Here is an 11,448-nt window from a genome sequence, read left to right as displayed (position 1 = left end):
TAGGCGAGGTGCACCCCGAGCTCATCGATGATCCGGTCGATCTTCAGCCGCTTGCATTCCGAGTAGAACTCGCGGCCGAGCGGCGACAGGCCGGCCTGCTCGAACGGCACCAGCGGCGGCGGGTCGATGCCGAGCAGCCGGGCGGCATGCTCGATCGGGTCGTTCGGGCTGGACGGGTGGCCGTCGGCGACATTGTAGACCGCCCCTGGAGTCGGCTGGCGCATCGAGGCCATCAGCACGCTGCCGATGTCGTCGACATGGATGCGGTTGAACACCTGGCCCGGCTTGTCGATGCGGCGGGCCCGGCCGTGCCGCAGCTGGTCGAGCGCGCTGCGTCCGGGTCCGTAGATCCCGGCCAGCCGGAACACCTGCACCGCCACCCCGGTGTCCTGGAACGCCGCGAACCAGGCGCGCTCCGATTCCAGCCGCTTCCAGCCGCGCGGCGAGCCCGGAGTCGGATCGGCGCTTTCGTCGATCCAGGCGCCGCCGCGGTCGCCATAGACGGACGGCGTCGACAGGTAGCCGACCCAGCGCAGCTCGGGTAGCGCCCGCAGCGTCTCGGCCAGCGCCGGCACCGTCGGGTCGCCCGACAACTCCGGCGAGATCGACTGGATCAGATGCGTGGTCCCGGCCAGCGCGGCAGGGTCCAGCAGCTGGTCCGGGCCGAAGGCGTTGGCCTCGAATCCCTCGTCCTGCAGCCGCTCCAGGCGGTCGGCATCGCGCGTGGTGCCGGCGACCTGCCAGCCGAGGTCGCGCAGCCGCCGCGCCAGCCGGGTCATGCTGTAGCCGAGGCCGAAGACGAAAAGCCTTCCGGGTCGCAGATCGTCCATCGCGTGTCGCGTCGCTGTTGCCTTCCGGGGGAAGCCTATAGCAATGTGCCGGCCGGGACGTCGACGGTGCGTCCCGCGACGCCCCCGGGACACTTGCGGTGACGGGGTTCCATCGGACGGATAGATCCAAGCGATATCCGCGCGTGCCGCCCACCGTCCGCTGCCGGGACTCGTCCTGGCCGTGCCGGCATGGCGTGGAGCCAGGAGGGCATGATGGCGGGCAAGCTGGGCGTGATGATCTGCGGCCATGGCAGCCGGGATCAGGGGGCCGTGGACGAGTTCGCCGCCGTGTCCCTGCAACTGCGCCGCCGCCTGCCGCACTACGACGTCGATTACGGCTATCTCGAATTCGCCCGGCCGATCATCCGCGACGGGCTGGACCGGCTGCGCGCCAAGGGCGTGACCGAGGTGCTGGCGATCCCGGGCATGCTGTTCGCCGCCGGCCACGCCAAGAACGACATCCCCTCGGTGCTCAACACGTACCAGGCGCAGCATCCGGGCCTGACCATCCGCTACGGCCGCGAGCTCGGCATCGACGTGAAGATGCTGCGCGCCGCCGGCGAGCGGGTGCAGGAGGCGGTCGAGATCGCCGACGCCAGGCGCGAGGACGGGCCGATCGCGCGGCACGAGACCATGCTGGTCGTGGTCGGCCGCGGCGCCTCGGACCCCGACGCCAACTCCAACGTCGCCAAGGTCATGCGCATGCTGTGGGAGGGCATCGGCTTCGGCTGGGGCGAGACCGCCTATTCCGGCGTCACCTTCCCGCTGGTCGAGCCGGCGCTGGAGCATGCGGCCAAGCTCGGCTACCGCCGCATCGTGGTGTTCCCGTATTTCCTGTTCACCGGCATCCTGGTCGATCGGATCTACGACGCGACCGATGCCGTCGCCGCCCGCCATCCGGGCATCGAGTTCGTCAAGGCGCGCTACCTGAACGACCACCCGCTGGTGCTGCAGACGCTGGAGGAGCGGATCGCCGAGATCATCGACGGCACCGGCAACATGAACTGCCAGATGTGCAAGTACCGGATGCAGGTACTGGGCTTCGAGGCCGAGGTCGGCCTGCCGCAGGAAAGCCATCACCACCACGTCGAGGGCATCTCCGGCGGTCCGGCGCATGACCATGGGCACCACCACGACCATCATCACCACGGTGATCACGGCCACCATCACCATCACCATCACCACGGCCACAGCCACGATCACGGTCACAGCCATGACCATCACCACCATCCCTATCCCCATGCCGACCATCCGCTGGGGCCGAAGAGCCTGAAGAAGGCCGGGTGAGGGCCGGGATGGCGCACGCCTATCTCCGCGACCCGGAGGCGATCTACCGCCAGTCCTTCGCCACCATCCGGGCCGAGGCGCGGCTGGAGCGGTTTCCGCCGGATGTGGCCGGGCTCGCGGTGCGGGTGGCGCATGCCTGCGGCATGGTCGAGGTGGTGGACGACCTGCTCTTCACCCCCGACGTCGCCGCACGCGGCCGGGCTGCCCTGGCCGCTGGCGCGGCGGTGCTGGTCGACTGCCGCATGGTCGAGGCCGGCATCATCCGCTCGCGCCTGCCGGCGCAGAACGAGATCGTCTCGCTGATCGGCGACCCGTCGCTGCCCGATCTGGCCCGCCGTCTCGGCACCACCCGCTCGGCCGCGATGGTCGAGCTGTGGCGCGGCCGGCTGGACGGCGCGGTGGTGGCGATCGGCAACGCCCCGACCGCCCTGTTCCGGCTGCTGGAACTGCTGGAGGAGGGGGCGCCTCAACCCGCTGCCATCCTGGGCTTCCCGGTCGGCTTCGTCGGCGCCGCCGAATCCAAGGCGGCGCTGGCCGAGAGCGGCCTGCCGTTCCTGACCCTGCCGGGCCGGCGTGGCGGCAGCGCCATGGCCTCGGCCGCGGTCAACGCCCTGGCGCGGGAGGGGATCTGATGGCCCCTTGGCTCAGCGTCATCGGCATCGGCGAGGACGGGCTGGACGGCCTGTCGCCGTCCGCCCGAGCGCTCTACGACAGCGCCGAGATCGTGGTCGGCGGCAGGCGGCATCTGGCGATGGTGCCGGAGGATGGCCGCCGTCGCATCCCCTGGCCGCCGCAGCTGCTGGCCCTGGTGCCGGAGATCGAGGCGCTGCGCGGCCGCCGGGTCTGCGTCCTGGCCAGCGGCGACCCGATGTGCTTCGGCGTCGGCGTCACCCTGTCGCGCCGCATCCCGATCGCGGAGATGGTGGTGCTGCCGGCGCCCTCGGCCTTCAGCCTGGCCTGCGCCCGGCTCGGCTGGCCACTGGTCGAGGCCCGCATGGTGACGCTGCACGGAAGGCCGCTGGAGCTGGTGGTGCCGCATCTGCAGCCCGGCGCGAAGATCCTGGTGCTCAGCGCCGACCGCACCACCCCGGCCCGCCTGGCCGAGCTGCTGCGCCGCACCGGCTGGGGCCGCAGCGGCTTCAGCGTGCTGGAGCGGATGGGCGGGGAGGGCGAGCGCATCGTCCGCGCCACCGCCGCGGCGTGGGACGGCCACGAGGTCGACGACCTCAACACTATCGCTATCGACTGCGTCGCCGGGCCGGAAACCCGCGTGCTGCCGGCCGTGCCCGGCCTGCCGGACGATGCCTTCGCCCATGACGGCCAGCTGACCAAGCGCGAGGTCCGGGCCATGACCCTGGCGGCGCTGGCGCCGTCGCCCGGCCAGGTGCTGTGGGATGTCGGCGCCGGTTGCGGCTCGATCGCGATCGAATGGATGCGCGGCGACCCGCGCTGCCGGGCCGTGGCGGTCGAGCGCGACGACGGCCGCCTGGCCCTGATCGCCCAGAACGCGGCGGCGCTGGGCACGCCCTTCCTCAAGGTGGTGCGCGGCGAGGCGCCGGCAGCGCTGGCCGAGGATTTGCCGCGGCCCGATGCGGCGTTCATCGGCGGCGGCATCACCGCGGAGGGCGTGGTCGAGGCCTGCTGGGCGGCGCTGCCGCCGGGCGGCCGGCTGGTCGCCAATGTGGTGACGGCCGAGGGCGAGGTCGCGGTGATCGGCCACCAGGCCCGGCTCGGCGGCACCCTGTCCCGCATCGCCGTGTCGCGGGCCGAGCCCATCGGCGGCTATCACGGCTGGCGCCCGCTGATGCCGGTGACGCAATGGGCCGCGGTGAAGCCGTGGGGGCCTGCATGACCGGCACGCTCTACGGCCTCGGCGTCGGGCCGGGCGATCCGGAGCTGATCACGCTGAAGGCGCTGCGCCTGCTGCGGTCAGCACCGGTCCTGGCCTATCCGGCGCCGGATGTCGGCGACAGCTTCGCCCGTTCGATCGTGGCGCCCCACCTCCCGGGCGGCCAGGCGGAGATCGCCATCCGCGTGCCGATGCGGGTCGATCCGGCCCCGGCCCGGGCGGTCTACGACGCCGCCGCGGTCGAGATCGGCGGTCATCTCGATGCTGGTCGCGACGTGGCGGTGCTGTGCGAGGGCGACCCGTTCTTCTATGGCTCCTTCATGTATCTGTTCGGCCGGCTGGCGGAGCGCCACCGGGTCGAGGTGGTGCCCGGCGTCTCCTCGCTGACCGCCTGCGCCGCCGCCACCGGCCTGCCGCTGGCCGCCCGCAACGACGTGCTGACGGTTTTGCCGGCGCCGCTGCCGGAGGAGGAGCTGCGGCCAAGGCTGCAGGCGGCCGAGGCCGTGGCGATCATGAAGCCCAGCCGAAACTTCAGGAAAATATCACAATTGCTTGAAGAAGCTGGATTGTATGACGGCGCGCGCTATGTCGAACGGGCCACGCTGGGCCACCAGCGCGTGCTGAAGTTGAGCGAGGTCGATCCCGAGACCGTGCCCTATTTCTCGATGATCCTGGCGCATCGGCGCGGGGCGGCGTGGCGATGACGGCGCTGATCACCCTGACCGCGGGCGGGCTCGCCACCGCGCAACGGCTCAAGCCGCTGCTGCCGGGGGCGGCGATCCACGCGCCCGCCTGCCGCGTCACCGGCGCCGACATCGCCTTCGGCAAGCTGGCCGACCATTTGCGGACCCTGTTCGCGGCAGGCGAGCCGATCATCGGCCTCTGCGCCGCCGGCGCCCTGATCCGCATCCTGGCGCCGCTGCTGTCCGACAAGCGCACCGAGCCGCCGGTGCTGGCGGTGGCGGAGGACGGCAGCGCCGTGGTGCCGCTGCTGGGCGGCCATCACGGCGCCAACGACCTGGCCCGGCAGGTGGGGCAGATCCTCGGCATCGCCCCGGCGATCACCACCGCCGGCGACCTGCGCTTCGGCGTGGCGCTGGACGACCCGCCGGCCGGCTGGCGGCTGTCGGAGTCCAGCGATTACAAGAGCTTCGCCGCCGATCTTCTGGCCGGCGAGGCCGTGCGCCTCGACGGCGACCTGCCCTGGCTGGCGGACGCCGAACTCCCGCTCGACCCAGTCGCGCGAAAGACGATCGTCGTCAGCACCCGGGCCCTGCCTGCCGATCCCGACCGGCTGGTGTTTCACCCGGCGAAACTGGCAGTCGGAATCGGCTGCGAGCGCGGCACCGAGGCGGCGGAGATCGAGGCGCTGATCCGCGACACCCTGGCCGAAGCTGGCTTGGCCCTGGAGGCCGTGGCGGCGCTGGTCTCGGTCGACCTCAAGGCCGACGAGGCCGGGCTGCAGGCGGCGGCGCAGGCGCTGGGCCTGCCGCTCCGCGTGTTCGACCCAGCGACGCTGGAGGCCGAGACGCCGCGCCTCGCCAACCCGTCCGACGTCGTGTTCCGCGAGATCGGCTGCCATGGCGTGGCCGAGGCGGCGGCGCTGGCCGCGGCCGGCCCCGAGGGCCGCCTCGTCGTCGAGAAGCGCAAGTCGCGCCGCGCCACCTGCGCCGTGGCCGAGGCGACGGCGATCCTCGACCCCGACCGGATCGGCCGCAAGCGCGGCACGCTGGCGCTGATCGGCATGGGGCCGGGCCGGGCCGACTGGCGGGCGCCGGAGGCCGACCGGCTGATCGCCCGCGCTTCCGACCTGGTCGGCTACAGCCTCTATATCGACCTGCTCGGCCCGGCCGCCGCCGGCAAGGCGCGGCACGACTACAAGCTCGGCGAGGAGGAGCTGCGGGTGCGCGCGGCGCTGGACCTGGCGGCGGAGGGGCGCGACGTCGCCCTGATCTGCTCCGGCGACGCCGGCATCTACGCCATGGGCAGCCTGCTGTGGGAGCTGATCGAGCGTGGCTGCCGGCCGGACTGGCGCCGGGTCGAGGTCACGACCGTGCCCGGCATCTCGGCGATGCAGGCGGCAGCGTCCCGGATCGGCGCGCCGCTGGGCCATGATTTCTGCGCCATCTCGCTGTCCGACCTGATGACGCCCTGGCCGGCGATCGAGCGGCGGATCGCGGCGGCGGCGCAGGGCGACTTCGTCGTCGCCTTCTACAACCCGGTGTCGCAGCGCCGCCGCAGCCAGCTGGCGCGGGCCCGCGAGATCCTGCTGGCGCACCGACCGGCGGCGACTCCGGTGGTGCTGGGCCGCAATCTCGGCCGCGAGGGCGAGGCCCTGACCGTGACCACGCTCGGCGAGCTGACCGTCGAGATGGTCGACATGCTGACCCTGGTGCTGGTCGGCTCCTCGGAAAGCCGGGCGCTGATGCTCGGCGACGGCACCCCGCGCGTCTACACGCCGCGCGGCTATGGCGACAAGCCGGAGGCGCAGCGGGCATGACCGTGCATTTCATCGGCGCCGGCCCCGGCGACCCGGACCTGCTGACCCTGCGCGGCCGCGACCTGATCGCCCGCTGCCCGGTCTGCCTCTATGCCGGCTCGCTGGTGCCGGAGGCGGTGGTGGCGCATGCGCCAGCGGATGCGCGGGTGATCGACACCGCGCCCTTGCATCTCGACCAGATCATCGCCGAGATCGAGGCCGCCCACGCCCGCGGCCAGGATGTCGCCCGGGTGCATTCCGGCGACCCGTCGCTGTACGGCGCGATCGCCGAGCAGATCCGCCGGCTGAAGGCGCTGGGCATCCCCTACACCATCACCCCCGGCGTGCCGGCCTTCGCGGCCGCTGCGGCCGCCTTGGGCACCGAGCTGACCCTGCCCGACGTCAGCCAGACCGTGATCCTGACCCGGACCACGATGAAGGCCTCGGCCATGCCGCCGGGCGAGGAGCTGGAGACGCTCGGCCGGTCCGGCGCAACGCTGGCGATCCATCTCTCGATCCGCAACATCCCGGCGGTGCGCCGGGCGCTGGAGCCACGCTACGGCGCCGACTGCCCGGTGGTGGTGGTCTATCGCGCCACCTGGCCGGACCAGCAGATCATCCGTGGCACCCTGGCCGATATCGGCGCCCGGGTGCGCGCGGCGAAGATCACCCGCACCGCGCTGATCCTCGTCGGCCGCGTGCTGGGCGACACCGAATTCACCGACAGCGCCCTCTACGACCCGGCGCATGTCCATGTGCTGCGCCCGAAGCGCGGCACGAAAGTTGCTTCCGCTTGACCCTGACGTTCTGACCCTGGAGACCCACGATGAAACTCGCCAAGACCCTTGCCCTGACCGCCCTGGCGACGCTGCTGCCGGTGGCCGCCTATGCCCATCCGGGGCATGACGTGGTCGGCTTCTCGGCCGGTTTTGCGCATCCGTTCTCGGGCCTCGACCACATCCTCGCCATGGTCGCGGTCGGGATCTGGGCCGGCCAGGTCGGCGGCCGGTATATCTGGCAGGCGCCGCTGGCCTTCCTGACCCTGATGGCGGTGGGCGGCATCGCCGGCATCCAGGGCCTGGGCCTGCCGATGGTCGAGCTCGGCATCGCCGGGTCGATCGTCGTCTTCGGCGCCCTGATCGCGCTGGCGGTGCGGCCGGTGGCGTGGATCGGCATGGCGGTGACCGGGGTCTTCGCCGTGTTCCACGGCTATGCCCATGGCGCCGAGATGCACCCGGATTCCTCGGCCGTGACCTACGGGCTCGGCTTCATCGCCGCGACCGCAATCCTGCACGGCATCGGCATCGGCGCGGCGCTGGGCCTGAACCGGCTGCGCTTCGCCCCGGTGGAGCGCGCGCTGGGCGCGGCCATCGCCGTGGCGGGCGTGGTCATCGCGGCCGGCTGAGCCAGTCCAGCGCCCCGGCGATGTCGGCCACGGCTGGTGTCGCCAGGGGCGTCGGGCGCCGGATCATGACCACCGGGATCGCCGCTTCGCGGGCCGCCGCCAGCTTCGCCGCCGTGGCGTCGCCGCCGGCATTCTTGGCGACGACGGCGCGGATGCCGTGCCGGGCGATCAGGGCGCGCTCGCCATCCAGCGTGAACGGGCCACGTTCGCTCAGCAGCAGGCAGTCCGGCGGCAGGCCCTCCGACGCCGGCGGCTCGATCGACCGCAGCACGAAGCGCAGCTCCGGGCAGCGCTTGAACGGCGCCACGTCCTGGCGACCCAGGGTCAGCAGCACCGCAGAGCCGGCCGGGAGATTTCCCGCAAGCCAGTCGGCCGCCTCGTTGGCATCGGCCACGTCGATCCAGCGGTCGCCCGGTGCCGGCGTCCAGGCCGGCCGCTCGATCCGCAGCAGCGGCACACCCAGCCGGTCGCAAGCGGCCGCGGCATTGGCGGACATCGTCTCGGCGAAAGGGTGGGTGGCGTCGATCACCCGGTCGATCCGCTCGGCCCGCAGATACGCCGCCAGCCCGTCGATACCGCCGAAGCCGCCGGTCCGCACCGCGCCGGGCAGCGCCGCCGGCGCCCGGGTCCGCCCGGCCAGTGACGTGGTGACCTCCCAGTCCTCGGCCTCGGCCAGGGCGCGGGCCAGCGCTGCCGCCTCGCCGGTGCCGCCGAGGATCAGCAGCCGCCTACCAGCCATCGGCAGCCCCCACCAGCCCCCCCTGGCGATCGAACACCAGGATCTCGACCGCGACCCCGCTGCCCTCGACCACGCCCTGCGCCGTCGCCTGGGCGTGCCGCGCGACAAGGTCGGCCAGCGGGATGCCGGCGCCCGAGGCCAGGTCCAGCACCTGCTTGGCCGTGTTGGCGCGCCGTGCCTGCTCGACCATCCCGGCTGGGGCGTCGGCCTCGGCCAGCCGGTCGCCCAGCCAGTCGAAATCGACCTCGCTGCGGCCGGAATGGAGGTCGAGAAAGCCCTGCGCCAGCTTGGTCAGCTTGCCGAAGCCGCCGCCGATGGTCAGGCGCGGGATCGGATGCGCCCTCAGGTATTTCAGCAGCCCGCCGGCGAAATCGCCCATGTCGAGCAGCGCCGTGTCCGGCAGGCCGTAGCGGGCCACCACCGCGGCCTCGGAGGTCGACCCCGTGCAGCCGGCGACGTGGGTCAAGCCCAGCGCCCGGGCGACATCGATGCCGCTATGGATCGAATGGATCCAGGCGGAGCAGGAGAACGGCACGACCACGCCGGTGGTGCCCAGCACCGACAGGCCGCCGATGATGCCGAGCCGCGGGTTCCAGGTTTTTTGCGCCAACCTCTCGCCGTCCGGGATCGAGATCTCGATCACCACATCGCCAGGGTCGCCGTGCTCGGTGGCTATGGCGGATACGACCTCCGTCATCATCCTGCGCGGCACCGGGTTGATCGCCGGCTCGCCGGGCGGAATCGGCAGGCCGGGCAGGGTGACGGTGCCGACTCCCGGGCCGGCGCGAAAGCGCACGCCAGACCCGGCCTCGCCGCGCCGCACCTCGGCGACCACCAGTGCGCCATGGGTCACGTCGGGATCGTCGCCGGCGTCCTTGACGATGCCGGCGCGCGCCCAGCCGTCGCCGCGGCCCTCAAGCGCCAGGGCGAAGGACGGAGTCTCGCCGCGCGGCAGGGTGATCGCCACCGGGTCCGGGAAGCGGCCGGTCAAAAGCGCGGTCGTGGCGGCGGCGGTCGCGGCGGTGGCGCAGGCGCCGGTGGTCCAGCCGCGCCGCAGCGGTCCCTCAGGTTTACGGGCCATACGGGTTTCGATACAGGATGCGTCGCAACCTGCCTAGCGGCGTTGCCGCATGGCTTTTAAGGTTCCGCTGATGGTTGATCTTCCCTTGTCCTTTCCGGCCTTCGAGCCCGGCTGGGTCTGGCTGGTCGGCGCCGGCCCCGGCGATCCCGGCCTGCTGACGCTGCACGCCCTGCACGCGCTGCGCTCGGCCGATGTCGTGGTCTATGACGCGCTGGTGTCGGACGCGATCATCGGCCTGGCCGCGCCCGGCGCGGTGCTGGAATTTGCCGGCAAGCGCGGCGGCAAGCCCTCGCCGAAGCAGCCGGACATCACCGCCAAGCTGATCCAGCTGGCCCGGGCGGGCAAGCGGGTGCTGCGGCTGAAGGGCGGCGACCCCTTCGTCTTCGGCCGGGGCGGCGAGGAGGGGCTGGCCCTGGTCGAGGCCGGCATCCCCTTCCGCATCGTCCCCGGCATCACCGCCGGCGTCGGCGGCCCGGCCTATGCCGGAATCCCGGTGACGCATCGCGACACCAACCACGCCGTCACCTTCCTGACCGGCCACGACGCCAGCGGCGACGTCACCGCCGGCGTCGCCTGGGACGCGATCGCCCGCGGCTCGCCGGTGATCGTGGTCTATATGGCGATCAAGCACATTGCCCGGATCGCGGCGCATCTGATCGAAGGCGGCCGGTCGCCCGCCGAGCCGGTGGCGGTGATCAGCCGGGCGACGACGCCGCAGCAGCGGGTGCTGGAGACCACGCTGGCCAAGGCGGCGGAGGATGTCGCGGCCCAGGGCATGGAAGCCCCGGCGGTGGTCGTGGTCGGCGAGGTGGTGCGGCTGCGCCATGCGCTCGATTGGCTCGGCGCGATCGAGGGCAAAGCCCTGACCCCGGACCCGCTCGGCACCCGCGGGAAGGGCGAGGCGGCCTCCTGACCATGAGGGCTTGCCCCGCCCTGATGATCGCGGCGCCGGCCTCCGGCAGCGGCAAGACGGTGGTGACGCTCGGCCTGCTGCGGCATCTGCGCGACCGCGGCGTGGCCGTGGCTTCGGCCAAGTCCGGGCCGGACTATATCGACCCCGCCTTCCACGCCGCGGCGAGCGGGCGGCCCTGCGTCAATCTCGACGCCTGGGCGATGCGGCCGGAGACGCTGGATGCGCTGGCGGAGCGGCAGGCCGAGGGCGCCGAGCTGTTGGTGGTCGAGGCGGCGATGGGGCTGTTCGACGGCGCGCCGGGTCCGGGAGCCGTCGGCGACGGCTCGGCCGCCGATCTCTCCGCCCGTTTCGGCTGGCCGGTGGTGCTGGTGCTGGATGCCGGCGGCCAGGGTTTCTCCGCCGCCGCTGTGCTGGCCGGATTCAGGGCCTTCCGCGCCGACGTCCGGATTGCCGGGGTGATCTTCAACCGGGTCGGCAGCGCCCGGCACGAAGCGATCCTGCGCCAGGCCGCCGCGCATGCCGGCCTGCCGGTGCTCGGCCTGGTGCCGCGGCTGCCCGCCCTGGCGCTGCCCTCCCGCCATCTCGGCCTGGTCCAGGCCGGCGAGCACGCGGCGCTGGAGGCGTTCCTGGCCGCGGCCGGCGAGGCGGTCGGGGCGGGGGTGGATGTCGAGGCGCTAAAGCAAATTGCCCTAATGAGTCCCCCCTCCCCCCGCGGGAGAGGGGTAGGGGGAGGGGGTTCGTGCCGTGAAAGCGACGGCCCGAAGCAAGGGGCCGGTCTCGTATCACCAGATCCATCGGGCCGGAGTCCTTCGATCGACAAGCCCCCCCCCCCCCCCCCCCCCCCCCCCCGGCGGGGGGGGGGGGG

12 protein-coding genes are annotated in these 11,448 nt (G+C 72.9%); 9 read left to right on the top strand and 3 right to left on the bottom strand.

What is annotated here, in order from left to right; genetic code table 11:
* On the bottom strand, window positions 1-830 hold an 830-nt coding region (locus AAHM41_RS35610; protein WP_342241377.1), incomplete at its 3' end, for an SDR family oxidoreductase.
* Window positions 831-1,043: 213 nt separating this feature from the next.
* Between AAHM41_RS35610 and AAHM41_RS35605 the strand changes: the two genes are divergently transcribed.
* The 7 genes from AAHM41_RS35605 to AAHM41_RS35575 are packed head-to-tail and all read left to right on the top strand — an operon-like array spanning window position 1,044 to window position 7,850.
* On the top strand, window positions 1,044-2,117 hold the full coding sequence (locus AAHM41_RS35605) for a sirohydrochlorin chelatase (RefSeq protein ID WP_342241376.1): 1,074 nt from the start codon (window positions 1,044-1,046) through the stop codon (window positions 2,115-2,117).
* 8 nt (window positions 2,118-2,125) lie between these two features.
* Window positions 2,126-2,749 (top strand): precorrin-8X methylmutase, encoded by a 624-nt coding sequence (locus AAHM41_RS35600; protein ID WP_342241375.1) that lies wholly within the window; start codon window positions 2,126-2,128, stop codon window positions 2,747-2,749.
* A complete protein-coding gene (gene cbiE, locus AAHM41_RS35595; RefSeq protein ID WP_342241374.1) occupies window positions 2,749-3,969 on the top strand; it encodes a precorrin-6y C5,15-methyltransferase (decarboxylating) subunit CbiE in 1,221 nt (406 codons plus the stop codon). The genes AAHM41_RS35600 and cbiE overlap by 1 nt, the downstream gene beginning before the upstream one ends.
* Entirely contained in the window at window positions 3,966-4,670 is a 705-nt protein-coding gene (gene cobI / locus AAHM41_RS35590) for a precorrin-2 C(20)-methyltransferase (protein ID WP_342241373.1), read from the top strand. Before cbiE ends, cobI begins: the two co-directional genes overlap by 4 nt.
* Window positions 4,667-6,466 carry a precorrin-3B C(17)-methyltransferase gene (gene cobJ, locus AAHM41_RS35585; protein WP_342241372.1) on the top strand — a complete coding sequence of 600 codons (1,800 nt, stop codon included), beginning with the start codon at window positions 4,667-4,669 and terminating at the stop codon, window positions 6,464-6,466. The genes cobI and cobJ overlap by 4 nt, the downstream gene beginning before the upstream one ends.
* A complete protein-coding gene (cobM, locus tag AAHM41_RS35580; RefSeq protein ID WP_342241371.1) occupies window positions 6,463-7,242 on the top strand; it encodes a precorrin-4 C(11)-methyltransferase in 780 nt (259 codons plus the stop codon). Before cobJ ends, cobM begins: the two co-directional genes overlap by 4 nt.
* Before the next feature lie 29 nt (window positions 7,243-7,271).
* A complete protein-coding gene (locus AAHM41_RS35575; RefSeq protein ID WP_342241370.1) occupies window positions 7,272-7,850 on the top strand; it encodes a HupE/UreJ family protein in 579 nt (192 codons plus the stop codon).
* Here the strand turns inward: AAHM41_RS35575 and AAHM41_RS35570 are convergent.
* The gene (locus AAHM41_RS35570) at window positions 7,834-8,589 is read right to left on the bottom strand and encodes a cobalt-precorrin-6A reductase (RefSeq protein WP_342241369.1); all 756 of its coding nucleotides are present in this window, start codon (window positions 8,587-8,589) and stop codon (window positions 7,834-7,836) included. The two genes, AAHM41_RS35575 and AAHM41_RS35570, sit on opposite strands and share 17 nt — an antisense overlap.
* The gene (locus AAHM41_RS35565) at window positions 8,579-9,670 is read right to left on the bottom strand and encodes a cobalt-precorrin-5B (C(1))-methyltransferase (protein ID WP_342241368.1); all 1,092 of its coding nucleotides are present in this window, start codon (window positions 9,668-9,670) and stop codon (window positions 8,579-8,581) included. The genes AAHM41_RS35570 and AAHM41_RS35565 overlap by 11 nt, the downstream gene beginning before the upstream one ends.
* Before the next feature lie 70 nt (window positions 9,671-9,740).
* Here AAHM41_RS35565 and cobA point away from each other — a divergent pair, with 70 nt between their 5' ends.
* Window positions 9,741-10,583 (top strand): uroporphyrinogen-III C-methyltransferase, encoded by an 843-nt coding sequence (cobA, locus tag AAHM41_RS35560; RefSeq protein WP_342241367.1) that lies wholly within the window; start codon window positions 9,741-9,743, stop codon window positions 10,581-10,583.
* A 2-nt stretch (window positions 10,584-10,585) separates the two neighbouring features.
* The coding region (locus AAHM41_RS35555) for a cobyrinate a,c-diamide synthase (protein WP_342241366.1) at window positions 10,586-11,448 on the top strand (863 nt) is incomplete at its 3' end.

Source organism: Inquilinus sp. OTU3971 (assembly GCF_038440215.1).
Note: the sequence above shows the minus strand (reverse complement) of the source record. Positions and strands in the feature narration are given on the sequence as shown.

Coding starts and splice junctions, on each gene's coding strand:
- AAHM41_RS35605 (WP_342241376.1), top strand. CDS start 1,044: ATGGCGGGCAAGCTGGGCGTGATGATCTGCGGCCATGGCAGCCGGGAT.
- AAHM41_RS35600 (WP_342241375.1), top strand. CDS start 2,126: ATGGCGCACGCCTATCTCCGCGACCCGGAGGCGATCTACCGCCAGTCC.
- cbiE (WP_342241374.1), top strand. CDS start 2,749: ATGGCCCCTTGGCTCAGCGTCATCGGCATCGGCGAGGACGGGCTGGAC.
- cobI (WP_342241373.1), top strand. CDS start 3,966: ATGACCGGCACGCTCTACGGCCTCGGCGTCGGGCCGGGCGATCCGGAG.
- cobJ (WP_342241372.1), top strand. CDS start 4,667: ATGACGGCGCTGATCACCCTGACCGCGGGCGGGCTCGCCACCGCGCAA.
- cobM (WP_342241371.1), top strand. CDS start 6,463: ATGACCGTGCATTTCATCGGCGCCGGCCCCGGCGACCCGGACCTGCTG.
- AAHM41_RS35575 (WP_342241370.1), top strand. CDS start 7,272: ATGAAACTCGCCAAGACCCTTGCCCTGACCGCCCTGGCGACGCTGCTG.
- AAHM41_RS35570 (WP_342241369.1), bottom strand. CDS start 8,589: ATGGCTGGTAGGCGGCTGCTGATCCTCGGCGGCACCGGCGAGGCGGCA.
- AAHM41_RS35565 (WP_342241368.1), bottom strand. CDS start 9,670: ATGGCCCGTAAACCTGAGGGACCGCTGCGGCGCGGCTGGACCACCGGC.
- cobA (WP_342241367.1), top strand. CDS start 9,741: ATGGTTGATCTTCCCTTGTCCTTTCCGGCCTTCGAGCCCGGCTGGGTC.